The 25,889-nt window shown below is 40.8% G+C and carries 24 protein-coding genes and 2 pseudogenes; 19 read left to right on the forward strand and 7 right to left on the reverse strand.

Annotated elements, in window-relative coordinates:
* Positions 1-27: 27 nt before the first annotated feature.
* Both ABM313_RS10345 and ABM313_RS10350 read left to right on the forward strand, forming a co-directional pair.
* On the forward strand, positions 28-795 hold the full coding sequence (locus ABM313_RS10345; RefSeq protein ID WP_434687760.1) for a hypothetical protein: 768 nt from the start codon (positions 28-30) through the stop codon (positions 793-795).
* 212 nt (positions 796-1,007) lie between these two features.
* Positions 1,008-2,141 (forward strand): tetratricopeptide repeat protein, encoded by a 1,134-nt coding sequence (locus ABM313_RS10350; protein ID WP_434687762.1) that lies wholly within the window; start codon positions 1,008-1,010, stop codon positions 2,139-2,141.
* On the opposite strand, the gene cbiB is transcribed toward ABM313_RS10350, so the two are convergent.
* Together cbiB and ABM313_RS10360 are read right to left on the reverse strand one after the other, a co-directional pair.
* Positions 2,131-3,165 carry an adenosylcobinamide-phosphate synthase CbiB gene (gene cbiB, locus ABM313_RS10355; protein ID WP_434688437.1) on the reverse strand — a complete coding sequence of 345 codons (1,035 nt, stop codon included), beginning with the start codon at positions 3,163-3,165 and terminating at the stop codon, positions 2,131-2,133. The genes ABM313_RS10350 and cbiB overlap by 11 nt on opposite strands.
* Before the next feature lie 87 nt (positions 3,166-3,252).
* Entirely contained in the window at positions 3,253-5,421 is a 2,169-nt protein-coding gene (locus ABM313_RS10360; RefSeq protein WP_434687764.1) for an NACHT domain-containing protein, read from the reverse strand.
* 607 nt (positions 5,422-6,028) lie between these two features.
* Here ABM313_RS10360 and ABM313_RS10365 point away from each other — a divergent pair.
* From ABM313_RS10365 to ABM313_RS10425, 13 genes and pseudogenes are all read left to right on the forward strand, one after another.
* Positions 6,029-6,586, forward strand: a complete 558-nt coding sequence (locus tag ABM313_RS10365) for a protoglobin domain-containing protein (RefSeq protein ID WP_434687766.1) — start codon at positions 6,029-6,031, stop codon at positions 6,584-6,586.
* 30 nt (positions 6,587-6,616) lie between these two features.
* Positions 6,617-7,075: a hypothetical protein gene (locus ABM313_RS10370; RefSeq protein WP_434687768.1), complete on the forward strand. Its 459-nt coding sequence runs from the start codon at positions 6,617-6,619 to the stop codon at positions 7,073-7,075.
* 74 nt (positions 7,076-7,149) lie between these two features.
* Entirely contained in the window at positions 7,150-7,521 is a 372-nt protein-coding gene (locus ABM313_RS10375) for a roadblock/LC7 domain-containing protein (protein ID WP_434687770.1), read from the forward strand.
* A gap of 89 nt (positions 7,522-7,610) precedes the next feature.
* On the forward strand, positions 7,611-8,150 hold the full coding sequence (locus ABM313_RS10380) for a GTP-binding protein (RefSeq protein WP_281009122.1): 540 nt from the start codon (positions 7,611-7,613) through the stop codon (positions 8,148-8,150).
* 97 nt (positions 8,151-8,247) lie between these two features.
* On the forward strand, positions 8,248-9,126 hold the full coding sequence (locus ABM313_RS10385; protein ID WP_434687771.1) for a DUF4388 domain-containing protein: 879 nt from the start codon (positions 8,248-8,250) through the stop codon (positions 9,124-9,126).
* Between the two features lie 176 nt (positions 9,127-9,302).
* Positions 9,303-10,799: a cobyric acid synthase gene (locus tag ABM313_RS10390; protein WP_434687772.1), complete on the forward strand. Its 1,497-nt coding sequence runs from the start codon at positions 9,303-9,305 to the stop codon at positions 10,797-10,799.
* A gap of 240 nt (positions 10,800-11,039) precedes the next feature.
* Positions 11,040-11,438 carry a sugar ABC transporter permease gene (locus tag ABM313_RS10395; protein WP_434687773.1) on the forward strand — a complete coding sequence of 133 codons (399 nt, stop codon included), beginning with the start codon at positions 11,040-11,042 and terminating at the stop codon, positions 11,436-11,438.
* A 6-nt stretch (positions 11,439-11,444) separates the two neighbouring features.
* On the forward strand, positions 11,445-13,271 hold the full coding sequence (locus tag ABM313_RS10400) for a caspase, EACC1-associated type (RefSeq protein ID WP_434687774.1): 1,827 nt from the start codon (positions 11,445-11,447) through the stop codon (positions 13,269-13,271).
* 433 nt (positions 13,272-13,704) lie between these two features.
* Positions 13,705-13,848 (forward strand): annotated as a pseudogene (locus ABM313_RS10405) (transposase); the annotation flags it as partial.
* 58 nt (positions 13,849-13,906) lie between these two features.
* Positions 13,907-15,262 (forward strand): IS66 family transposase, encoded by a 1,356-nt coding sequence (gene tnpC, locus ABM313_RS10410; protein ID WP_434683540.1) that lies wholly within the window; start codon positions 13,907-13,909, stop codon positions 15,260-15,262.
* Positions 15,259-15,642, forward strand: a complete 384-nt coding sequence (locus ABM313_RS10415) for a transposase (RefSeq protein ID WP_434687775.1) — start codon at positions 15,259-15,261, stop codon at positions 15,640-15,642. The genes tnpC and ABM313_RS10415 overlap by 4 nt, the downstream gene beginning before the upstream one ends.
* A 276-nt stretch (positions 15,643-15,918) precedes the next feature.
* On the forward strand, positions 15,919-17,619 hold the full coding sequence (locus ABM313_RS10420) for a dipeptide ABC transporter ATP-binding protein (RefSeq protein WP_434687777.1): 1,701 nt from the start codon (positions 15,919-15,921) through the stop codon (positions 17,617-17,619).
* A gap of 79 nt (positions 17,620-17,698) precedes the next feature.
* Positions 17,699-19,054: a pyridoxal phosphate-dependent decarboxylase family protein gene (locus ABM313_RS10425; RefSeq protein ID WP_434687779.1), complete on the forward strand. Its 1,356-nt coding sequence runs from the start codon at positions 17,699-17,701 to the stop codon at positions 19,052-19,054.
* A gap of 98 nt (positions 19,055-19,152) precedes the next feature.
* Here ABM313_RS10425 and ABM313_RS10430 read toward each other — a convergent pair.
* Positions 19,153-19,940: pseudogene (locus ABM313_RS10430) on the reverse strand (ISAs1 family transposase).
* 467 nt (positions 19,941-20,407) lie between these two features.
* Between ABM313_RS10430 and ABM313_RS10435 the strand changes: the two are divergent.
* From ABM313_RS10435 to ABM313_RS10445, 3 genes are all read left to right on the forward strand, one after another.
* The gene (locus ABM313_RS10435) at positions 20,408-21,379 is read left to right on the forward strand and encodes an ISKra4 family transposase (protein ID WP_434688439.1); all 972 of its coding nucleotides are present in this window, start codon (positions 20,408-20,410) and stop codon (positions 21,377-21,379) included.
* 57 nt (positions 21,380-21,436) lie between these two features.
* Positions 21,437-22,264 (forward strand): serine/threonine-protein kinase, encoded by an 828-nt coding sequence (locus ABM313_RS10440; protein WP_434687780.1) that lies wholly within the window; start codon positions 21,437-21,439, stop codon positions 22,262-22,264.
* 259 nt (positions 22,265-22,523) lie between these two features.
* On the forward strand, positions 22,524-23,342 hold the full coding sequence (locus tag ABM313_RS10445; RefSeq protein ID WP_434687782.1) for a hypothetical protein: 819 nt from the start codon (positions 22,524-22,526) through the stop codon (positions 23,340-23,342).
* A 72-nt stretch (positions 23,343-23,414) separates the two neighbouring features.
* Here ABM313_RS10445 and ABM313_RS10450 read toward each other — a convergent pair whose 3' ends face one another.
* From ABM313_RS10450 to ABM313_RS10465, 4 genes are all read right to left on the reverse strand, one after another.
* The gene (locus ABM313_RS10450) at positions 23,415-23,663 is read right to left on the reverse strand and encodes a hypothetical protein (RefSeq protein WP_434687784.1); all 249 of its coding nucleotides are present in this window, start codon (positions 23,661-23,663) and stop codon (positions 23,415-23,417) included.
* A 107-nt stretch (positions 23,664-23,770) separates the two neighbouring features.
* Complete coding sequence (locus tag ABM313_RS10455; RefSeq protein ID WP_434687786.1) at positions 23,771-24,028, reverse strand: BrnA antitoxin family protein; 258 nt, start codon at positions 24,026-24,028, stop codon at positions 23,771-23,773.
* Positions 23,997-24,266 carry a BrnT family toxin gene (locus ABM313_RS10460; RefSeq protein WP_434687787.1) on the reverse strand — a complete coding sequence of 90 codons (270 nt, stop codon included), beginning with the start codon at positions 24,264-24,266 and terminating at the stop codon, positions 23,997-23,999. The genes ABM313_RS10455 and ABM313_RS10460 overlap by 32 nt, the downstream gene beginning before the upstream one ends.
* A 75-nt stretch (positions 24,267-24,341) precedes the next feature.
* Positions 24,342-24,476, reverse strand: coding sequence for a hypothetical protein (locus ABM313_RS10465; protein WP_434687789.1), 135 nt, complete (start codon positions 24,474-24,476; stop codon positions 24,342-24,344).
* Positions 24,477-24,838: 362 nt separating this feature from the next.
* On the opposite strand from ABM313_RS10465, the gene ABM313_RS10470 reads away from it, so the two are divergent.
* Positions 24,839-25,879 carry a M28 family peptidase gene (locus ABM313_RS10470; protein ID WP_434687790.1) on the forward strand — a complete coding sequence of 347 codons (1,041 nt, stop codon included), beginning with the start codon at positions 24,839-24,841 and terminating at the stop codon, positions 25,877-25,879.
* Positions 25,880-25,889: the final 10 nt, after the last annotated feature.

Below are 25,889 nucleotides of genomic sequence, written 5' to 3' on the forward strand. Positions count from 1 at the left end.
GACTTTAAAATATTTGCTGATAATCCTATGGGTAATTTTATTGGTTGGCTTGGCGCTTTACTATTGATATTTCTGGCAGGATTTGGACTAACTCAATGGTTAAATTTGCCATTTGGTAATTTTATTGATTGGGGAATTGGCGCAAGCATTTTTGTATGGCTGATTATCATCGTCACTGTGCCTTGGAATGTTTATTTTCAGTCCAAGGCAGTACTCAACCAAGCGACAATTTCCAAGGAAAAAGGTATTAATGTTGATGATAACCAATTACCTTATGTCAAATCGCTGGCTCAAAAATCCTTAGGATTAGCACTGGGATTACATGTAATTTCAGCGATCGCTCTCTATGCTTTAGCATCGAGTGGCATTGGTACTGTTGGTTATGTGGGGGCGATCGCCGCGCTTTTACTTACCATATTACGCCCTGCCATTAGCGCCTATGAGTATATATCCCAACGATTGAGATCGATTTCCCAGCAAATTGATTATCCTCGTGAAGATGTGATGGAGTTGCGCCAAAGATTTGCCAATTTGGAAGAGTCAGTACGACAAATTAATGAGCAACTCAGCAGCGAAAATCCCTATTCATGGGTTGCAAAATATGCACAATTTTCTGAAGAAACACGCAAAGATTTATCGCGCTTAGGTGCAAACCTTGAAGATCTACGTGCCACTAATGATCGTGATCATGAGCGTTTAGTTCGAGAATCTCGGCAGGCGATCGCCCAGCTCAGTAACGATAGCCAATTTTTAGAACATGTCCGTGAAATAATTCGTTTCTTTAAGAGCGCATAATACCAAAACACAAAATGGCTTAACAATTTTTGGTTTTGTAAAAGATTAAATGTAACGTAAAGCATCGTATCTGATTGCTTCAGCCAAATAGCTTATTATTGCTTATTGCACCTTGGATGTGGGTAGGTTAGTTTTAATCAATGTCATAATTGTTAACTACCTGATTATTCTGACTATTGAGCTCTTCGTAATTAGCTATCGCCCCTCTTACTATGACTAACAGATCCATCATTCCGCAAGATGCAACCGTAGTTGAAGGCAGTCAATTCGAGCATTATCTAATTTTGAAAGATCCAGAAGGAAAGCAACGAATCTTACTAGATGGCAAGAACTATATCCTTGGAAGATCGCCAGAAAATGAGATTGTGTTGCGATCGCAATCAGTATCGCGTGAACATGCAACTTTAACAGGAATAGCTGTATCAGAGCCACTATTACAAATATTTCGACTAAGTGACGGCACACCTGAAAAAGGAAAAAGTACCAACGGGTTGCTGATCAATGGTGAAATGCGTGAATCTTGGATATTAATGCATGGAGATGAAATAGTTTTTAGCAGCAATACTATTGCTACTTATCGAATTGAGCCTGATCCTCCCTATGCTAATGGTAGGATTGGCATTTTTTTGGAATGTTTATACGATCTAGCTCAAAAAGATCGCAAGTCTGGTAAATACAGTGAGGCTGAAAAATATCTTGAGCAAATTTTAATTATCAATCAACGTTTGCATGGAGAATCTCATCCTCATATTGCTAACAATTTAATCGATTTAGCAGTTCTAAGTTATTCACAAAATCTATTTGATAAAACTGAAAAATTATTTCTACAAGCGATCGCTATTCGTAAGCAAGCATTAGGTGAAGAGCATCCTGATGTCGCCTCAGTGATGTTAGATCTAGCTGCAATTTATAATGCCCAAGCCTTTTACCAGAAAGCAGAATCATTATTTTTGCAAGCATTAGAAATTAAAAAGAAGGTATTAGGTGTAGAGCATCCAGAAGTTGCGGCTAGTTTAGTAGATTTAGCGGCTATGTACTACTCTCAAAAGCGTTATCAAGAGGTCAAAAATCTTTATGAACAGGCGATCAAAATCTATAAGCGATCGCTAGAGGATAAACATCCTAATGTTTTGTCAGTTCAGAAAAAACTAGCTAGTATCAAAAAGAAATTACGCCCCAAGTGGCTATCTTTAAATGTACTAATTCCTGCTTCTTTGATCTTACTTTCAGGAGTTATTGCCTATACTTTCTTTGCACCAAAAACAGATATTACTTGTGTAAAGGTTTTACCCGATGGTAGTGCTAAATCAATTTCTGGGGATGAGTGTCGCCAAATCAGTAAATAGTTTGCAAGGCAAGTCCACCACCAATCAGCCAAATTAGGAAACAGATACTCGTTAGTTTGAGAGCCTGTGAAATCTTAGGTGCGGCGATCGCCTCAATTGCATCTCCCAGTAAAGGCTTTTGTTTGACAAGTCCTCGATAGCGATTTTCGCCGCCTAGCTGCACTTGCAAGATCGCCGCATAGACACATTCGCTCCATCCTGAATTAGGGCTAGGATCTTGCTTAGCATCGCGTTGGCAGATCTGCCAAACATGAATTGGCTTACCTGAGAGTAACGCTAAAGTGATGACTGTTAATCGACAGGGCAGCCAAGTAAGCACATCATCGGTTTTGGCACTGAACCAACCCAGATCGGTATAGGGTGCTTCCCGATAGCCCACCATTGAATCAAGGGTACTAGATGCTTTGTAGGCGATCGCAAGGGCAACACCACCATAATTAAACAATGCCGAACCAATCAAGGCATAAAACAATGGCGAAGTAACAGCATCGATCGCATTTTCGGTCACAGTTTCTAGCACTGCCCGTAAGATTTCTAATTCTGTTAAATCTTCTGTGTCACGCCCTACATAACGACTTAATTCTTGGCGAGCATTGTCAAGATTACCCGTTTGCAAGACTGCTAATACTGACTCGGCGGCATTGCGAAGACTGCGCCCCGCAAAACATGCCGCGAGTAAGATGCTGGAAACTGCGATCGCCAAAAGCGGATGGACTTGTGCGGCGGCGATCGCGATCACCCAGCCCACAATTCCACTTCCCAAGATCATGCTCATTCCTAAAATTATGCCTAACATTTTCATGTCTAGGGCTGCAAATCGGGGAATGCGGGCGTTCGTGACAGGATCTTTGATCAGCACCAAATTAGTAAATTGCGAGATGATCCAACCCATCACCTGCACGGGATGTAGCCAATTGACTGGATCGCCAATTAGGCGATCGAGGCTAGCTGCAAAGATTAAAATTAGCAAATTTACATTCATTCCATTTAGATGTAAATCTAAGAATGGACTCCAAGCGGTCATCATTAGTTCAGGAATAGAAGTTGCTCAGTTCAAAACTCAATTATTGTTGAGATAGATTTTGCTTACCTCAACAATAATAAGTTCTATTTAATTTGTGATTCTTAGCATCCGTGATTCAATCTCTTGCCAAGCTTTTCTGGAAATAGCGATCGCCTCATTTTTACATTGCACCATTAACAAATTTGCATAGAGATAGTTCTCTAGGTTGGTGATTTCTTGATATGAAAGCTGATTGGAATCCAATGGAAGATATAGAGTTTGCAGCCAAGTTCGGCTAATCTGATTGCGAAACTGTAATCGCACATCAAATGGCTGATCATAGCTAGGGGCTTGCGTATGCAACTCATTCAATTTTTTACTTAAAGCTCTAAAGTTAATTTGGCTTGGGTCATAGTCAACTTTAAGCAAAGACTGTTCTAAGTTAGAACAAAGTTGTATTGCCAAATCAAGTTCTGTGGAACTATCAAAATCTAGAGCTTGAGCAAGACTCAGTGAAAGTTCTGCTTCAAAAATCTTGTCAAAATTCAGCGGTGAATCAAACTTCTCATACAGGTTACGTGCCAAAAACAACATTCTTGTCAAACTTAGGGCTGGTGCAAGTTCCGTCAAAAAACGAGGACGAGCGAGAAACAAAGTCGCAATTCGTTTGGATATGTTCTTTAAGTCACCTGAAGTGTTAACAGCTACTTTCTCTAGCCAAATTAGCAGATTAGTTAGTTTTGATGAATTAATATATTGAGTAGCCTGAAACTCTATATCAGTTAATAGTTCCTCCGCATTACCGCTCATCATTCCTGCTAGGAAAAGGAAAACATTTTGCCAATGACGATCGTGAAGATATTTAGCAACTAAATTTTTAGTTTGATTATGTCTATGAATATATAAAGCAACAAAATATTCTTGAAAATTAATATGGGTAAAGCTAAAACTAGCTCCACTTTCAGAATTAATAATTTTACAAATTCCAATTTTCTTCAAAATCTTGAACACAAAATCAGTGGACAGTTCTTGAAGCCCTTGAAAATAGTTAGCAATCATATCTTCTAAATAAGTTGCTACTAGCTCTAAAGGCAATGTTAGTTTTCGGACTTCAAAACCTCTAAAGGCAATTTCGGCGAGTGTTAATTCCAAAATATCAGTACTAAGACTGTTATAAGCTTCAATATTACCTAGTTGTTGATTAAGAACCTGTTCTTCAATTAGTAACTGAATACTTTTTTGATAAAGTCCACTAACATTTCTGGGCAAGCTATAGTGTCGATCGCACAATAGGCAGAGCAGAGATAAACTCAACGGTGATTTCGCTAATTCCCTAGCGATCGTATTGACCTGTAAAATCTCCCAACAACGTTGAGCTATTATCGACGCATTGTCATTAAATACATCTTGAGAGGAATCATTTTTAAAAGTCTGATGGAGCGTACACCACTTATGAATATATTCCTGTACATGTAAATCCCCCCAAGGCTGAAGTTCAACTTCTAGAAATTGACCAAAACTATTTTCATAGGAATCCAAACGACTAGAAACAATATAACGATTACGTGGATAAGCCGTTACAAAATCTTTGATCAGACGAGAGAGTTGATTATGAGATAAAGCAGCCTCATTTAGCCCATCAATTAGAATTAGTAACTTGCCCTGTTCTAACATCCATAACGCTAGCTCCTGTGGTACAGGAAACCCACATTTCTCAAACTCTTCGGCGATCGCCTGCAACAAATTATCTGTAGTTCGATAGAACTTGTGGATATGTAAAAATACAGGCAGAATATCATGCTTGTAACGACTCTTAGGATAGCGTAAAGCTTCAGATCCAATATATTTTAGATAAGTTGTTTTACCTGAAGCAGGAAGCCCCAAGACCATCAGATATTCTTCTTCATTGGCAATATTCAAACCCAGTAAATTGTGCACTTTACAAGAAGAGCTTCTCTGGAGATCGCGAGTAAATGCCTCCTCTAGATCATCCACCGATTCAAAACTACGAATTGAAGTATGGGCTTGAAATTTTTGGGTAATATAAATTGAAGCTAAAGAAGTAGATCTTTGAGTGCCAATTACTTGAATAGCAGTATAAGATTCTACATAATTTTTGATATAACGAAGTACAGATTTGGAAATCGCATGATTAAGATATACTTGATCGATTTCATCCCTGCTCACTTTTTTGTTGTCAATAAACTCTGACAATAACACTTCAAATCTATTGACAACTTCACGAATGCTTTGCTCTTGTCTTGTATCTACTGCCATTCTAAAATTCGCTCAAATAACGCCCAAACAATATTAAATAATTTTGCCTAAACGTGCTACGGGCAAGGTGCTTTTTACCCTTGAGGTAAACTTGGGCAAAGGATTACCCTAGATAGTCTTGTCAATACAATTGTATAGTAACCAGAGCCTACTTTCTCCCCAAAAAATGTAGATACTATAAAGATAAGAACTAATGACGTGAGGCAAGGTTTCACACCATCAATTCTTACAGCAATTACTGAGCAAACAACCCAAAAGATTTTATGAAAGTGTTTCTCCGCAACACTTTCATAAAATCTTTTGGGTTGGATTTGAGATTAAAGCACTGTGACTGAGAAAGAAGTGTCTATTAAACACGATTGCATTATTACCTTATGTTGCATTTAGTTTGTAAATACACATATTAGAGGGATAATTAATTTCGGGGTTGGAAAATAATAAACCTTAATTTGGGGGGAGTCGATGAGCAAGCTAAGCAGGATGATTTATCCTCTTGATACTGCGATCCTAAAAAGGGTTTCGCAATTGTTTTGATTAACAATAATTAAGGTTTAGAAAGTGTTTCTCCCAAAAAATTCTTATAACTATCTTAAAGAGTGAAGCATCTATGGTACTCGATCCTCAGGCTTTCATGGCAACTATGGAGAAACGTATATCTTTCTCTGATTCTGACAAAGCTCTACTCCAAGAAAATGCTGCATGGGGAAGGTCGATCGCATTGCAAATGGCAGAAGTCTTTTATGCCTACCTTGCTCGCGATCCCGAAATGAATGAAATCCTTAACGCTAAGGAAGGTAGAATGCACCGCTTAAATGAGACCTTCATTGAGTGGTTTGGGGAAATGTTTACAGGTATGGATAACTGGGGAAGTGCCTATGCATCCCGTCGTTGGCGGATTGGATTAGTGCATGTGCAGATCGGGATCGGTCCACAGCATGTTGTTCCTGCGATGGCAACTGTGGTCAATGAAGTTGGAAAACACCTGAAGTCAGCAGGGCTTACTGATGATTTGCGAGAATCATTAGGGAGAATCTGCATGATCGATCTTGCTTTCATTGAGCAAGCTTATGTTGAGGTTTCTTCACAGGCTGTTCTCAGGGAAACTGGCTGGACTGAGGGGTTGTTTAAGCGTATGATCTCTACGGGGGCATCTGGCATGAAATAGGAGTGCCATTTAAAAAATATTGAGGTTGTTATGCGTACTGAACTTGGTGAATTTAGTAGTATTGTTTGTTTTAAAGCGGTAGTGACTGGGACTGAAGAAGCCTTAGGCGAAAAAGCCGCCGCGATCGCGCTGATCTCCGCAGGTCGCAATCGCGGCAAGCAACTTGCCGAACAGCTTGGAGTTAAAGGGAAAAACATTTCTCATGATGAACTTGTGCCTCTTCTTCAAAAAGCTTTGGGTAAAGATGGGACTAGGCTTTGCATTGTAGACAATATTGAGGAAACCGATGCATTAATTAAAGTTTCCTGTCGGGAAACAATTTGCTCTGCTGGTGAACCCGAAGGTTCTCCTCGTAAACTGACTTTTACATTAGGAGCAATTCAAGGTGTGCTGGAGCAGCTTGAGGGAAAACGTCTGCGCGGCAAGCAAACAGAATCTGTTTTGCGCGGCGGTTCCCATGATGTGATTGAGTATGAGGTTATCGGTTAGCTGCATAATCTTTTCACTAAGTCTACAAAACTAAATCTACAAATAATTCAAAATTCAAAACAAGGAGAAAGATAATGGGTATTAACGTTGCAAAGCTGGAAAGTATTTTACAAAATCTGGTAACCAGCACCAGTGATGTCCAAGGAGCAGCCCTAGTATCGCCCGATGGCTTGCCTCTAGCTTCTACTTTGCCAAGTGGAATGGATGAAGAGAGAGTATCAGCGATGTCAGCCGCAATGCTCTCTCTTGGTGAGCGCATTGGTAATGAGCTAGCTAGAGGTGTAATCGATCGCCTATACGTTGAAGGCGACAAAGGCTATGGCATCTTGACCAGTTGTGGAGAAGAAGCCGTACTCTTAGTCTTGGCAAGTAAAGCCGCAAAACAAGGTTTGTTGATGCTGGAGATCAAGCGAGTGACAGGTGAACTTAAGGCTGCTCTTGCCTAGTTAAATTTTCTAGTTGAATTTTCACGGATGCTATGCGTCCGTGAAAATTATATTGATTAGATAGCTATAGGCAAAGAATAAAAAAATTTATGGAAATTATGCGTTTGGTTGTAGCTGGAACTGTTGGGGCGGGGAAGTCAACTTTTATTCGGACAGTAAGTGAAATCGATGTTGTTGATACCGATCGCTGCGCCACAGATGAAACAGCAGAAATAAAACATAAAACTACGGTCGCGATGGACTTTGGTAGATTGACCTTTGGACCTGAGATGGCTTTACATATTTACGGAACTCCCGGACAACAGCGCTTTGACTTTATGTGGGATATTTTGATTCGCAAAGCCCATGCTTTCATTCTCCTAGTTGCAGCCCATCGTCCCCATGAGTTTCGTTATGCAAGGCGCATTCTCAGTTATATGAATCGACGGGTGCAGATTCCTTACATCATTGGAATTACTCATATGGACTGTGAAGGTGCATGGTCAAGTGAAAATATCAAGCTGGCGTTGGGTTTTGTCGATGAGAAAAATCAACCCCCAGTCATCGTTTTAAATGCTGAGGAGCGCGATACAGTTATTCAGGCGATCGTTGCTTTGGTGCAATACTATATTCAAAGGTCTGCTGCTTGATGTGATCGTTTATTCTAGCTACATAACGGCCAAAAACAAGTTAATCCAAATCTTAATATAGATACAGATCTAAGCATTTACTCTCTAAGTTACAGTTATGGCAATTACAGGCTCTTTATCCGAGTTTTCTCTTCCAGAGATATTCCAGTTTTTAGATCAAGGACAAAAAACTGGAATCTTAACAATTAGAGATCCCCAAAATGTACAGACGGGAAAGCCGTTTTTACGACATATTTGGCTACAAAATGGAAGGGTTGTCGCAGCAGGCGATCGCTTAGATAATCGTGGACTAGTACGATTGATTGAACAAAGAGGTTGGCTGAATGACAACCAAAGATTAGAACTAGAGCGCTTGATCAAAGAGGAGGCGCTTTTAGGACTCAATCTAAAATCCTTGGGTATATTGCAGCCAGATCAACTCAAACTATTATTTAGTGTTCAAGTACTTCGACAGGTTTGTGCGCTCTTTCAGGTGGAGACAGGGTTATTTCGTTTTGATGCTAATGCAAACTTGCCTAAAGCGGAAATGACAGGCTTGAGCTTGCCTGCCACCGAGACAACGTTAATGGGATTACGCAGTCTTAAGGATTGGAAAATCTTAGAAAGTAAGTTACCTGAAGCAAATTCGACTTTATTCAATATTATTTCTGGTCAATCTCCTTTACGTTTGGATAATAATGAGACGCAAGTATTGTCACTGGCGGATGGTTACACAAGCATCAAAAAAATGGCGGAACAACTTAGTTTATCGATCACCAAGGCGCAACAAATAGCATTTCGGTTGATTGTAGTTGGACTGGTAGAGGAAGTTCCTGATATTGATATGGGAATGTCTAGTAACTCTAATAATACGGATAATACCATTGCGATCGCTGGGGATACTAATAATGGACAGGTCAGCAATGCTCCAGAGCGAACACCAATTAGTAATACTTTTTTGCAAAGTCTAGTTGGGTTTTTACAGCATAAAGCTTAATACCAAATCACAAAATGGCGTAGCCATTTTGTGATTTTAAAACCCTTACTGGGTTTAGTTTTTAATTCCCGAAAGTGTAGTCACACTTTTGGGAATTGGTATAAATAGATTAGCAAGAGTGCACCCCTACAGGGCGCACTCTTGCTAATAAAAAAAATTACCTTCGCTTGATATTTATGAAAGCCATCTCTGTTTTAGGAACTTCATCTAATGCTGGAAAAAGCTGGATGGTCACAGCTTTAGGAGCATGGCTAAGGCGTAATGGTGTCAAAGTTGCACCATTTAAAGCCCAAAATATGTCAAATAACTCCTATGTGACCTTGGAGGGTGGGGAAATAGGACGGGCGCAAGCAGTGCAAGCGATCGCCTGTGGGATGCGTCCAATCGTAGAAATGAATCCAATTCTGTTAAAGCCTTCGGGAAATGGAACTTCGCAATTAGTTTTATTAGGTGAAGCGCGGCAACATATTGCGGCAATTGATTACTATCAACATATCGAAACGCTCTGGGAAACTGTACGGGACACCCTTGAGTTTTGGCGCGATCGCTGTGATGTTTTGCTGCTAGAAGGTGCAGGCAGCCCTGTAGAACTAAATCTCATGCATCGTGATCTGGTGAATTTACGCCCAATCATTCATTTGCAAGGACGTTGGATTCTTGTTGGTGATATTGAGAAGGGAGGTGTATTTGCTCAGATAATTGGTACAAATCAGCTTCTACCCGAACCTGCAAAGGATTTAGGATTAGGCTTTATTGTCAACAAATTTCGTGGGGATTTGAGGTTGTTTAGTGATGCCGAAAAGCACTTCCATCAATATATGCCAAATCTTCCCTATTTAGGAGTTCTTCCCTATGCTTCAGAATTGCAACCTGAGAGCGAAGATAGCCTATGCAGTGAAGCAGAAGCTAAAGGGCAAGGGGCAAAGATTGCTTGGATTAGATTTCCCCATTTGTCCAATTCCCAAGATAGTCAGCCTTGGCAATTAGATTTAGGAATAGAAACCGTTTGGGTGCAGACAGTTGCCGATTTGGACAATGCGAAGATAATTATTCTCCCAGGTAGTAAAAATACTCTTAGCGATCTGCAATGGCTACGAACTACGGGATTAGCCGATGCAATTCTCGCAGCTCATCAGCGCGGTGTGCCGATCGCTGGCATCTGTGGTGGTTATCAAATGTTAGGGAAATATCTGTGCGATCGCGAAGGTATCGCTGGTTCTCAAGGTGAAGTAGCAGGACTGGGGCTACTACCAATTAGCACCGAATTTATGGCAACCAAACAAGTACGTCAGGTGCAGGCGATTTGGCAAAGGTCGCAATCTATCGATAAATGGATGACCTACGAGATTCATATGGGAGTGACCAAATTAATTGACGGAAGTGAATCTTCGCAAATCCAACCTTTACTGCAAGTGCAAGGCGATCGCGAGTTTCGTGACGAAGGAATGCAATGCGATCGGGTCTGGGGTAGTTATTTACACGGTCTATTTGAGTCCGCCAATGTCCGCAAAGCTTTAACTCAATTAGCGAACATTTCTGAGCATCAAACTTCTTCCCAGTCTTGGCAAGAACATCAGCAGAATCTTTATTACAACATGGCAGATTTAATCGAAACACATCTAGATATGACTCCAATTCGTCGCTATCTGGATATCTCAACTACTTCACAATAGATAACTGACAACTTAATACTTGATGTTTCGTGGAAAGAATTCCTGCTTAGGCAAAAATCTAGAGCTGGCACGGGGGCACAGCCCCTACAGGATTTAAATTATTTGTGTAGGGGCAATCCCCCCGTGGTTGCCCTTCTTGGCTAGTAGCAAGAGATTTATCATCTGAGTTCCACGTAACATCAGTTAATATTTTTCTGGTAAGCTGGATTTCATTAAATTGTTAGAAAATCAATAAATTTTATGGATGCCAATATTTGCGTTAACTTGGAATTAGTAGATCCCTCACTGGATGCTGAGGACTTACAAGCGGCGGCGCGTAATTTGCTGAAACAGGTTAGGGCGGTTGATGGTGTCGAAGAAGCGGATCTCGTTGCGGTAACTGATGTTCCTGACGGTGCGATGGCTTTGGGTGGATTTGTGGTGGGATTGCTAACAGCAGAGGTTAGTGCAGATAATTTGAAGAAATTGGGCGGTTTTCTCAAGGATCGGATCGTTGGCAAAACCTTGAAGATGTCGGTTGAGGCTTATGGCAAGAAAATCGCGATCGAGGGTAGTAGTCAAGTAGAATTTGAATATGCACTCCAAAAAGCTAACGAACAGATTGCACAGTGGGCAAATCAAGGTCAGGAAGGAAATTAAGTCTGCATGAAACGTTTGGCTTTGTTGGTTGGCACAAGTGAATATCCTCAATGTGAAAAACTTTCACCTTTGCATGGCTCATTGCTGGATGTGGATGCGATGCAGCGTGTGCTGATTGCCAATGGTGAGTTTGACTCGGATGATGTTGTTGTTTTAAAAAATGCTTCGCGACAGGCGATCGAGGATGCGATTTACAATTTGTTTAATGCGCGCGATCGCCAAAAAGACGATCTAGTACTGTTTTATTTTTCGGGTCATGGGATCGTTGATGAGGCGAACAAGCTATTTTTGGGTACGCCTAGCACTCGTAAGGAGGGAAATAAGATCGTTAAGCCCACGACTGTGGCGGCAAATTATTTGCAAGATGCGATGAATGATAGCAAGTCACAGCATCAGGTATTGATTTTTAACTGTTGCTTTAGTGGTGCGTTTGCTCAGGGCATGACGGTGATGGATGATGGTTCGGTGAACCTCAAAAATCAACTGGGTGGTAAAGGACGAGCGATTTTGACTTCTTCGAGTTCAACCCAGTTTTCGTTTCAGCCTGATGGGGAAATGTCGATCTATACGCGCTATTTGGTGGAGGGGATTGAGACGGGGGCGGCGGATCGGGATGGAGATAGGAATATCTCCATTGATGAGTTACATGAATATGCAGCACTAAAAGTGTCACAAGAGTCGCCGAACATGACTCCTGCGTTTTATCCTGTGGAGCAGGGTGGCAAGATTTATATTGCCAAGGTTGCTCAAGCGAAGGACGATCCGCGATTGGTCTATCGGCGTGAGTTAGAGGGTCGGATCGTGGATGGGAAGTGGTCGCTTCCTGCTAGGAAAATGTTAGAGGCTTTGCGAATTAGATTGGAATTGTCGGCAGAGGATGCTGAAGGGATTAAGTCAGATGTTTTAAAGCCGATATTGGCTAAGGCTCGGAAGTTAGAAGAATATGAGGAGTTACTAAAGGAGATGTTGGCAGAACGGAATCCCCCAACGACTCAAGAGCTAAAGGATTTGCGCGACTATCAGAAGGATCATTTGCGATTGCGCGATGAAGATGTTGCGGATATTGATCGTAGATGTGGATTAGTAGTCGCTAGCCCCATAGTCGTAACACCTACAGAGGTTGAGAAAACCCAAAAAGAATCTAACGATCTAGTTTGGGATTTGCCAAATGGTGTGAAATTGGAATTAGTGGATATTCCTGCGGGAAGTTTCTTAATGGGGAGTGATGATTATGATGATGAAAAGCCAATTCACAAAGTTACCTTGAAAGCTTTTAAAATGGGCAAATATCCGATTACGCAGAAGCAATATCTGGCAGTGATGGGAAATAATCCTTCCCATTCCCAAGACAATGAAAATCTTCCTGTTGAACAGGTGTCATGGAATGAGGCTATTGCCTTTTGTAAGAAGCTATCGGGAATAGTTGGGCAAACAATCAAACTGCCTAGCGAAGCCCAATGGGAATATGCTTGTCGGGCTGGAAGTACGGGAAAATATTGTTTTGGTGATGATGTTAGTCAATTAAAGAACTATGCATGGTATCGTGAGAACTCTGAAAGTAAAACTCATCCAGTGGGAGAGAAGTTAGCAAATTCTTGGGGATTGCATGATATGCATGGCAATGTCTGGGAATGGTGCGAAGATGTAAGGCATGAAAATTATAATGGTGCGCCAACAGATGGAATGGCTTGGTTAAAAGATGGCGATCAAGATGTACGCTCCCTGCGTGGTGGTTCTTGGTGCACCTACGTTTTCTATTGTCGTTCAGCGCTTCGCTTTGGGTTCAATGCAGTCAAACGCCTCAACAATATCGGTTTTCGAGTTGTTGTTTGAGTTTTTCTCTTCTTGTTTTTGGGCGTGAGGACTTAATTCTTTACACTATTTCTCTTTTTTCTTTTCACTCTTTATTATATCCTCTTTTAGCGCCAGAGGGCGAGCACGGGGGCATCGCCCCTACAGGGAAATTGCGATTGATCATTCCATTCCTTTATATATTTGTTTCCATATTAGGTGTAGGGGCGATGCCCCCGTGCTCGCCCTTCTCCGCAGATAGCAGAAAATCCTAATATTGAGATATTCCCCAAAACATTAAAAACTATTCCGTATTTGAGAATTGTCCCAACAGAATAACAAGGGCGAGCACGGGGGCATCGCCCCTACAGGACAATTATTTTTGTCGCCATCCCTCGTGGTTGCCCTTCCCTGTCGCATTATGGGACAATTTATACCTTGTTTCCCAACAAAACAAACATCCTGAAAATATGATATGTCCTACAATCCCGACATTCATCATCGCCGTTCCATTCGACTCCAAGGATATGACTATTCACAAGCAGGCGCATATTTTGTCACTATTTGCGTCAATCAAAGACAACCATTGCTAGGGGAAATAGAAAATGGAATAATAAAACCGTAATAGCTCAACGTAGGAAAATTGACAAAGGGGCAAAAGCTGATAAATTAAAGAAATGAAAGAACTACCCAACCTAAAAGAACTAACAGACGAGGCAAAAGAAGCCTTGATAGTTAAGTTATGGGAAGAACTACAAAAACTACAGAAGCAGTTAGAAAAGAAACCAAAGAAGACTTCAAAGAACTCAAGTTTGCCACCAGCCAAAGGATTTAAAGCGGAAATCAATAATCCAGAAGAAACAGAAGGCAAACGAGCAGGAAGTATAGGAAGAGATGGAGGAGGTCGTCAACTGAGTGAAAATCCAGACCAAACGCTCAAAGCAACTGTAAAAAGTTGTGCAGAATGTGGGAAAGAGATCGCTGAATCAATGCAGGTATTACTGGAACGATACGACAAGATCGATATACCACCAATCAAGCCCATCGTTACCAGAATCGAAAGGTATGGATGCAAGTGTGAGCATTGTGGACAGGAACAAATCGCAGCATTACCCGTAGGACTTGAAGTAGGAAGTCCCTTTGGAGAAAGAATAGCTGCCCTAGTGACAACGATGAGATACAGTCACGGTATAAGCTATGGAAGAATGCAGCAAATGCTGAGTGAAGTATTTGGCTTAGAGATATCAGAAGGAGGTATCGCCAATCTCTTAACAAGGGTGAAAGGACAACTAGAGTCGGAGGTGACAGGAATACTCCAAGCCCTAAAAACATCTCGTCTAGTATGCAGTGACGAAACCAGTGCAAGGGTAAACGGTAAAAATCAATGGGAATGGGTATTTCAGAACGAACAAGTATGTTTTCATATCATCCGACCGTCTAGAGGCGCAGATGTCATCGCCGAAGTGATGGCAGAGCATCAACCAGAGGTGTGGGTATCAGATTTGTTTAGCGCCCAAAAGACCAATCCAGCGACAGAATGGCAAGTTTGTCTTGCCCATCAACTCAGAGATTGTCAGTATGGAATTGATGCAGGAGACCAGATTTTCTCTGGCAGGATGAAAAAGCTGCTGCTACGAGCTTTGGTGCTGCGAAGGCGATGGTCGGATTTAGCTGACTCTACTCGTTATCAATATCGATGTCGATTGTATCGAGACCTCGACAATATTTTAGCTCTGTTACCTACTCAAGAAGATGGACTTAGATTACAGAAGCGATATCTAGAATTACGAGAAAACTTATTTCTGTTTTTGGATGACCACACCATCCCGCCAACTAATAACTCTAGCGAACAGGCTTTACGTTGGAGTGTCATTTTTAGAAAAGTTACGAATGGTTTTCGCTCCGATTGGGGGCGTGACTTATTTGCGGCTGTTCGTTCCATTGTCAATACTGGAAAAAGACAAGGCTTTTCTGCTTTTGAGTCCATTCTTATCGCTTTGAATCCTCTCAAATCATTGTTTTCTATAGGTTGAGCAATTACATAAAACCAATACCTGCGGGAGAAATGGTACAAACAATTTGGGATGAAATGCCCTTACATTATTTGAATATAGAATTAGATGCTTTTGTGCTGATGCCTAATCATATTCATGGCATTATTGTTTTAAAATCACAAAATGAATCCTCAATGGCATTAGGTGATATTATTCATCGATTCAAATCCCATACAACTGCAAAATACCGTCATGGAGTAAATCAGGAAAAATGGCAAACATTTGTAGGCAGACTATGGCAAAGAAACTACCACGAACATATTATTCGTACAGAGGAATCTCTTGATCGACTTCGACAATACATTGCGAATAACCCCTTAGTATGGGAAGTAGATAGTTTAAATCCTAATGCTATTTGAGATAGGAAGTGATGCTAAGTGTAATGCATATGTAACTTACTAATTGATGTTACGTGGAACTCAGATGATAAATCTCTTGCTGCTAGCTTGACAGGGCAACCACGGGGGGATTGCCCCTACCCTAATAATTTAGATTTGATAGGGGCTGTGCCCCCGTGCCAGCCCTAGACTTTTGCTATAGCTCAATTGCTACAAAATCAAAAAGTTTAAATTGGTTTCTACGCCTTGAAGCGTGATATTTTAGCTTGAGATGCCTACACTCATTCCTTAGAAACCATGCTGCTTGAAGTCGAAAACTTGACTATTCGTTATGGCGATGCAGAACCTGCGGTCGATCGCGTTACTTTCCACTTACAAGCAGGTGAAGCACTAGGGTTAATCGGCGAAAGTGGCTGTGGTAAATCGACGATAGGGCGATCGCTAATTAAGCTATTACCCCAATATGCCAGCATCGAAGGAACGATTTGTGTCGATGGCGAAGCGATCGCTGAGAAAAAAGATGGCACATGGCGCGGCGAAAAAGTCGGCTTAATATTTCAAGATCCGATGACAAGGCTCGATCCCTTGATGAGCATCGAGGCGCATGGTTTAGAGGTGTTAGCGTCCCATTATCCTAAGTTATCAGCCCAGTCCGCGAAACAACGCCTCAACGATGCGCTCAAAGCTGTTCGCATCGATCCATCGCGAGCTAAACAATATCCCCATGAATTTAGCGGTGGGATGCGTCAGAGAGTAGCGATCGCCCTGTCGTTGCTGTTAAATCCTGTTTTATTGATTGCCGATGAACCAACCACCAGTCTGGATGTAACCGTTGCCACCGATATTCTCAAAGAACTAACTGAACTTCGCAAAAGCCGTTCTATGGGGTTACTATTAGTCACCCATGATCTTGGTATGGTTGCCGAATATTGCGATCGCATTGCCGTGATGTATAACGGAGTAATTGTGGAGACAGGCTCGGTTGAAGAAATTTTTCGATCCCCCCAACATCCCTATACACAAAGCTTACTGGCTTCGGTTCTGCATTTCCATCCCGAAGTGTTATCTTCTAGTTTAGATATTCAAGAAGTTGAAGATGTCTCAGAACCTGTTTTAGAAGAGAGCCAAGATCAGGAAGAAGCGAATGTAATTGAAAAAATTCAGAGTTCTCCCAAATCGTCACCCAGAGTAATTCTCTATGTCAACAATCTGCAAAAGCATTATGTAACAGGTGGAAATTTACTCACAAGATTAGTTGATCCTTCGATTGGTTTGGTTAAAGCCGTTGATGGCATTGACATGGAAATCCTATCAGGGGAAACCTTTGGCATCATTGGCGAAAGTGGCTCAGGCAAAAGTACAACTGGACGCGCAATCCTGCAATTGATCAAACCCGATCGCGGTTCAGTAAGGTTTAATAGCGTCGAACTAACTAGGCTCAAAGGTGAACAACTGCGCCAAATGCGATCGCAGATGCAAATGATTTTTCAAGATCCGCGTGCTTGCTTCAGTCCCTACATGACCGTATTTAACAGCGTCGCCGATCCCTTATTGATCCATAAACTTGTCCCAAATCTCGAATCAGCCCGTGAAAGAGTCTATGCAATTCTTGAAAAAGTAGGACTTAATTCCCAACTAGCTGAACGCTATCCTTCTGATTTGTCGGGTGGTCAATTGCAGAGAGTCGCGATCGCTCGTGCCTTGATTACTAACCCTAAACTGGTGATCTGTGATGAGCCTGTGAGTATGCTTGATGCTTCAATTCAGAGCCAAGTTTTGCGGTTAATGCGCGATCTCAAGGAAGAATTTAAGCTTACCTATATTTTCATTACCCATGATCTCGCTGTAGCTCAATTTTTCTGCGATCGCATTGCCGTGATGCGTAGCGGTAAGATTGTAGAGCAGGGCAGTACCGCAGAAGTGTTGACCAATCCTCAGCACGAATATACCAAGGCTTTGATTGCTTCAATTCCACGTATTCCTTACATCAACAGCTAAACCCAAAGACTTTTCAAAAGTGTTGCATAGCAACACTTTTGAAAAGTCTTTAGATACAACTTCTTTGAAAACTGCGACAATGCCCGACTTCCAAAAAAATCTTTTTCTTGATTCTCACTTCCTAAATCCCGATCGCTCTAATCTTGAAGACATCCGCAAGTTGGGATACGCCTTTGTCGATTTGATCGTGGATTCAGTTTTGGATACTCAAAATCAGCCCTTTGTCAAAGATGAGTCTGCTTTTGATATTCTCATTCCTGAACAAGGACAAGATTTGCAAGAATTGATGGCAGAGGTGCGATCGCAGATTTTGCCACGTACTGTTAACTTCCAGAATCCTCGCTATATGGGACATATGGATAGTGTGCCTAGTGCGATCACGATCTGGGCAGATGCGTTAGTTTCGGCGATTAACAACAATATGCTGAGCTATGAACTTGCGCCTGTATTTACGGAAATGGAAGCACAATTGATGCAATGGTTTGGTAATCTTTTTGGAATGGGAACTGATTGCTTTGGTACACTCACCGCAGGTGGTAGCCTTGCCAATATTTCAGGACTATTATTAGCGAGAAACTGGAAACAGCCTCAGAGTAAGGCTTCAGGTAATTCCAGTAATTTAGTAGCTTTTGTGTCCGATGCAGCGCACACTTCCTTTGAGAAGGCGATGAATGTGATTGGCGTTGGCAAAGAGAACTTAGTGCGAGTTCCCACAAACTATCGTGGCGAAATTATTTTAGAAGAATTAGAATCTGCTATTCAAAAAGCAATTAGAGAAGGGAAACAACCTTTTTTTGTAGCGGCGATCGCAGGTACTACGGTAACAGGAGCAATTGATCCGATTCAATTAGTGGGAGAAATTGCTAAACGTTATGATTGTTGGTTTCATATCGATGCTGCCTATGGTGGAGCAGGTATTTTTACACCCAAGCTAAAACCTTTATTCCAAGGCTGTGAACTTGCCGATTCTATGACATTCAATCCGCAAAAGTGGCTATGGGTAGCGCGAACCTGTGCCATGTTGATTGTCAAAAATAAGCAACATCTTATTGATGGTTTTGATGGGGAACTTCCTTATATGGATGATCGCACACTCAATTTCGGGAATCTCAATTTACAGGGAACTAGACGTACTGATAGCCTCAAGTTATGGATGGCTTTAAAGGCGATGGGAATTTCGGGTTGTCGTTACCTAGTTGAGCGATCGCTTGATCTATCTGATCATCTGCGTCAATGGATTGAGGATTCGCCAGAGTTAGATCTGGTCTGCGAACCAACTTTAAACATTATTTGCCTCAAATCCAATGATCCGCAGCTTAGTAGCGCGAACCTGCGCCAACAATGGATTGATGCGGGTAAGTTATGGCTATCGTTGCCACTTTGGAAAGGCGATCGTATTCTCAAAGCTGTGGTTTTACATCCCTATGCAGGCTAGTATCAACCCAAGAAGAGAAGGGATGCGCTTCGCGCATCCCTTCTCTTCTTGGGTTTTGTTTTTGTTCTAACACAGGTCAGGGCAACCGCATAAAAAAGTCAAAGGTTAAGGAGATGAATTAGATAAGCCAGATCCCAAGCCGCCTTATTACGTTTCGCCCGCATACTGAACTTAGAAGACTTATCGCGACTATCTATGGACTGGCAAAAGTCATGGTCTACATCCACAAAATCAGTGTTTATAGCTTGCTCAAATAACCACTGCACATCTTCAAATAGTCCTCCCTGATTACCTTTGAGTGCTAAGTCATAATCGGCTCCTTGTTCCACGATTTGGCTAGCTATTTCTTTTTGACATCCCATTGCGTCAATCGTGACAATACAGCCTTTAATTTCTAACAGCTTTAATAACTCTGGTATGGCGGTGATTTCGTTGGATTTTTCATCGACTTTGCTTTGACCTAATATCAACCGATTTGCGCTTGCCCATGCACTCACCATGTGAATTGCGCCTTTGTCTGCACCTCGGTCGTAGGAGTGTCTCAAGGTTTTGCCATCGATGGCTACTACCTCTCCTTTCAGTACTTGGCTTACTGATTTCACCCAACTGATGAAGTTGTTTTGCATCTGTTGCGGGTTCAGTCGCGCAAACACTCTGACAAATGTGTTATCACAGGGGATCCCATTCGGTAGTTCAACAAATGTCCCCAGCCATTCTTGTTTTGATGCTCCAAATAGCGCTCTTCCCAGTTTTCTCCCCCACTTATCACCGCACAAATTGCGATTACGATTATGTCTAGCAAGTTATGCTCTTTCCCTCGATTATCTCTTGGGTCTTCTACTCCTTCAAAGTATCTTAGCAAACTGACTTCGATAGGGTTATTCATTGCTGTTTTACTTTTGTTATTTTCTCCTAATTTTATTCACTTTTTTATGCGGTTGCCCTGTAGACTGTTCGTAATGAATGGACGGTCAATACAGCCTTGAGTTAGACTTATAAAAATACAATTGTAATTGTTGGTTATTTAGATGTCAGCTAGCAGATTCGGTGATAGATGGGAACGTATAGAACCAGATCCAATTGGGGAAGGTGGACAATCACAAGTATTTCTAGTGAGAGATATAACTGGTGAATTCAGTGATAATTGTGTTCTGAAAAGATTGAAGAATATAAAAAGGCTTGATCGATTTGGGAGCATGTCACTTTTGCAAAAAGCGAGAGAAAGGAGGGAAAATAGAATAATTTAGAGTTCAGTAAAAGAATGACACCAGAACAAGCCGAGAAATTACAAGAACATGTGCAGGAGATCGCCAAAATACTTTACGCAAATACCGAAGTAGAAGCGCTAAAGACATTTTCAGGGATCGAACAAGCCGTGCGAGAACAGATGCAACAGCATGTGATGCCCGAAGTAGGAATTTTTTTGTCTCAACAAGTACAGGAACAACAGAAGGACGAGAACGCAAGCTCAAAAGCATCCTTGGAGAAATAACTGTAACCACTCAACAAGCAGAGCAACTGGGAATTAAGGCACATACTCGTCTGAGTCCATATCTGGAAATGTGTTGTTTGCGAGTCAGTGCAAATAGCTCCTATGAACACACCAAAGCAGATGTGACAATGTTTACAGGAATTCGAGTCCCAGCCAAGACCCAACAGCGTTTAGTCCATCGACAAACCTTTGAATTACCCCAAGCAGAGCAAGAGATTAACGAACTGAGTGCAGATGGCGGTAAGATCCGCATCAGAACACCTCTGGGGGAAGAAAGTCGATGGCTAGACTATAAAGGAGTGAGATTGCATGAGTTTGCTACTGGAGCTTGCTTTCAGGACAATCAGCAGTTAGTCGATTGGGTACGCCAGCAACCCCTGAGTACGCCAATAACTTGTTTAGGGGATGGACATGATGGAGTATGGAATTTGATTAAGCCCATAGCTACTGAAGAGCAACGACGTGAAATTCTCGATTGGTATCATCTGATGGAGAATCTAGAAAAAGTGGGTGGTTCAATACGTCGCTTAAACGATGCGAGAGCTTTACTTTGGAAAGGTAATGTTGATGATACTATTACTCTTATTGAACAGTGTAAACGCAGGCAGGCTGTTAATTTCTGTGCCTATCTCCGAAAACATAGACACCGTATTGTCAATTATGAGTACTATCAGAGTGAGCAGATTTGTTCTATCGGTTCAGGAGCAGTTGAGTCTGCGGTAAAGCAGATTGACCGTCGCACTAAAATCTCTGGTGCTCAGTGGAACAAAGAAAATCTCCCTCAGGTGCTTGCCCATCGTTGTGCTTATCTCAATGGTTTATTGGCTTTCTAGACTATCCAAAAAAAGTGACATGCTCCCGATCGATTTCAGCAAGAAGTTAAAGCTGGTATGGAACTAAACCATAATCAAATTGCTCCTATTCTGGATTTTTCCTATGAAATCACACAAAAGAAGGATAAGCCATACTTTGTGACTAAGCAATACTTAGGAAATACACTTACACAACAAGCTCCTCTCCAGCCCCTTGAAGCATTGGCTATATTTATCAAAATCTGTGATGCAGTGTCTTATGCACACTCAAAAGGCATAGTTCATCGTGACTTAAAGCCTGATAATATAATTCTTGATAGCGATGGCAATCCAATTATTTTAGATTTTGGAATTTGTTATTTTTTAGACGAAGAAAATAATCGCTTGACAGAAACGATGGAGCAAGTAGGGTCTCGATATTATATAGCTCCTGAACTTGAAGACGGGCGTAGTTCTCTAGTCACAGAGGCTGTCGATACATATGCTTTAGGAAAAATACTATATTTTTTGCTGACTAATAATATCTTTGCGCGAGAAAACTACAAAGGTTCTAATGATTTATCGAAGTTGCTCAATAACCCTCAACTCGATTATATCACTCAAAGAATTTTAGATAAATCGGTTGTTAACTCTCCAGAACAACGAATCTCAGTTGAAGATCTTAGAAAAGAAGCTATAAAAATCCATAGACTCTTAAACGAGCATTTTTATCCTAATAGAGTGGGTTCACAATGTCGATTCTGTGGTGAAGGAAACTACCAATCGTTAATCCTTGATGGAGTGAATGTGTGGCATTATATTCAAGAGAATTCTCTTTTATCAATTCCTAAGGATTCTCGCATTAAATGTAATGCTGTTGCCTGTGATAATTGTGGCAATATTCAGTTGTTTAAAGTTGCAGATTAGGTAATACTTGGGGAAAGAAAGAGTAAGATTAGGATTGAGGCTGGTAATTATGGGTTGGTTTGGAATTAGGATATTGATATTAGCCTATATGAACTTTGGAATAATAAAGTTACCTTCAAAGATAGTAGAATATATTTGATTGAGAAAATATTTTAGCTTGATCTCATATTACTATGGTTTTAAGTTCCAAGAAAAATCAGTAGACTTTTAGATTGTTGCAAGTAAATTAACATTTTGTGCGTGGATATATTCTTTAGTTATGCAAGAAGATTTAATTGAGATTGCCAAGCACATTAGACGACTTGGCTTAGCTTCATTAGCTCATGCCCAGCAACATACTTTCTTTTATAGTTCTGATAATACTTATTGGGAAGATTTGGCTGTCCTTCAAGCTGCCCATGCCGCTGAAATTCTTATAAAGGCTAGAATAGCGGAACACCATCCATTATTAATTTTTAGTGAAATCCCAAAATCAACAAAAGTCAATGAGGAAAAGCTAAGCTTACGCGCATTATTGGAATCAGGTAAGACGATCCAATACAACGAATTACCAGAAAGATTATGGGCTACAAGTGGCTATAAAATTAAAAACGATAACATCTATCAACGCTTTGGGAAATTAAGAAATACAATTCAGCACTTTACGACTCCACAAGACAAAGACTTAACTCAAGAAACTTTAAAATTTATATTTGGAATTATTGATCCAATGATTCACGATTTCTGGGGATTATACGCGGTTGATTATATTGAAGACCCAGATGCTCATGAGTACATATTTAAGACCTTACTTAAATACAATATTGATTTTCTTATTCCAGATCATTACAAAGAAAAAGTTGAGAAAGACAGATTGGAACTAGAGACTACTGTTAAAGTAATTACATTTATAAAAGATTCTATTAATGTTTTTTCTTCAGACACAGAAATAGATAGATTTGAAATAATAAAGTATATTCAGAACAGCTTTAATCTTTCAGAATGGCAAGCGCAACGCTTATATTATGATGCACGAGATAAAATAGGTTCAGATGATGACAGCTATCTTGAATGGAGAATAACTCCTTTTATATCTTAGTAATTCTGACACTTAGTTTGGCTTATTATCTAAGGACATTTATCATAATTACCAACGCTAGCAGCCTTACCCTTAGTTGTACGAAGCTGTTTGGCGTTGAGATCTGGGTAATCGCATTTTATGGGTGGTGATGGGTGATCGCTGTTTGATTTTGGGAATAGGCGATCGGGTTTTGTGGGTGGTGATGGGCGATCGCTGTTTGATGTGGGGAAAAGGCGATCGGGTTTTATGGATGGTAAGGGGCGATCGCTGTTTAATTTTGAGATTTAGGCGATCGGGTTTTGGGTGATGAAGAGGTGATCGCTGTTTGATTTGAGGCAATAGGCGATCGGGTTTATGGGTGTTGAGGAGCGATCGCTGTTTGATGTTGGGAAATAGGCGATCGGGTGTTGGGTGATGAAAGGGCGATCATGCCTTGATTTAATAGTTTATTGTAAAACTTTTCTCGATTCTTCCTGCTCCTTCGCTTGGCGTAAAATCTCATTAATCAAATTTTGATAGCCAACTTCTCCCGCTTTCAATTTGAAATACTCAATAAGATTAGCATCTAAGGAAATAGTAACACTTTGCTTGCGTGGCATAGGTTTAAGAGCAATACGAAACTTTGCCCGATCTAAATCTGCTTGTGTTACTTCGGAATATTCATCGCGCTCGTTAGAGATTTCTGAAGAAGAGAAGTTGTTCATTTTTGTTTGCCTCGCGCATGGAAATAATACGGATTTCGTCTTCGGTTTCAGTATGTACGATAACAACAACTTTCATGCCTAAGAGTCCAAGCGTTACCCAACGCTGTTCTCCATAGTTGTCACGGTTATCTTCAAACGTAAATGTCGAGCCTGTAAAGACTTTTTCAGCATTCACAAAATCGATAGCGTGCTTTTTTAGATTGCTTTGCCTTTTAACCTCATCCCATATGAATTTCATATATAACTTTCATTATACATACTTTAGATAACTCGTTTCTTGAGAATAAAGTTTAGCATTTAGAGTATGGCGATCTCAGTGAGGGAATAGGCGATCGCATTTATGGGTGGTGAGGGGCGATCGCTGCTTGATTTGAGGAAATAGACGATCAGGTTTGTGGGTGTTGATGGTGCGATCGCTGTTTGATTTTGAGAAATCAGCTTGACTCAATAGGAGGAAGGTTCATTCCAATGTAAGTATAGACTTTGTTTCCTTAGAGATTTGGATGACGATTTGAAAAATCTGCTCGTAAATATGCTCAAACGGCTATATATTCCCTTACCCATTACCCAATCAATTTGAGAGATGGCAAAGCGACATCAGCTTTTATCGATGTGGCATTGAGCTTATTTTTAGAGATGCCCCTAGCTTAAAATAAGATTGGGATGAAAGATTTGACTTTAACTACTCATCTGCGCTCTATGATCTGAGTGCGGATTATCCAGATACAAATTTTCCTGAAGCATGGGAATTTGAAAGAGACATTGAATCAATTTTGCATAAAAGATTTTGGAAATAGCGATCGCGAAATTATGTGCCAGTCCTCCAATAAACGTAGATTAAAATTCCAGATTGTTAGTAAACCAGCATTAATTCGTCTAGCTATATTCTTCGGGATTTTACTAATTCTCAGTGCATGGGGATGGTTCACCATGTTTGCGATGCCAGCACAAAGTTATAGAGGTCAATTTACAGCTTTAAATTCTGAAGAAATCGCATTGCAAACTTTGCTAAAACAGGACATTCAAAAAATCGCCTCGGAAATTGGAGCCAGAAATTCTGGACAATATGCAAAGCTAAATGCTACCAAAGCCTTTCTTGAAGAAGCATTTACTAAAGCAGGTTATAAGCCAAAATCAATTGAGTACAAAATTCAGGACAAACCGTACTACAACATAGAAGTTGAAAAAATAGGAACCGATCAACCTCAAGAAATTGTGGTAGTGGGTGGTCATTATGACACCGCTTTTAATAGTCAGGGTGCTAACGACAATGCTACAGGAGCAGCAGCAACACTAGAACTAGCTAGAATATTTGCCACAAAACCCACAAAGAGAACTATTCGGTTTGTGGAATTTACGAATGAAGAACCACCCTATTTCTGGACAAAGGATATGGGGAGTTTAGTGTATGCCAAACAATTACACGAGCAAGGCGAAAATATTGTGGCAATGTTGAGCCTAGAGACGATGGGATACTTTTCAGATATTGAGAAAAGCCAGAAATATCCTTTTCCTATCGGCTTACTTTATCCAAACCAAGGGAATTTCATTGGTTTTATTGGCAATATCCAATCTGGAGATTTGGTACGAAAAGCGATCGCCTCTTTTCGTAATCATGCCCAATTCCCCTCTGAAGGCGCTTCTTTACCTGATTGGATATCTGGAATTGGTTGGTCAGATCATTGGTCTTTTTGGCAACAGGGATATCCCGCAATCATGGTTACAGACACTGCTACTTACCGCTACACCCACTACCATACAGAACAAGATACTTTTGACAAAATTAATTTTGATAAGCTTACAAGAGTCGTAACTAGCTTAGTCAAAGTTATATCTGACCTAGCCAATTAGTTCTTGAATA

Source organism: Pseudanabaena minima str. Chao 2107, from assembly GCF_051131155.1.
Lineage (GTDB): Bacteria > Cyanobacteriota > Cyanobacteriia > Pseudanabaenales > Pseudanabaenaceae > Pseudanabaena > Pseudanabaena minima.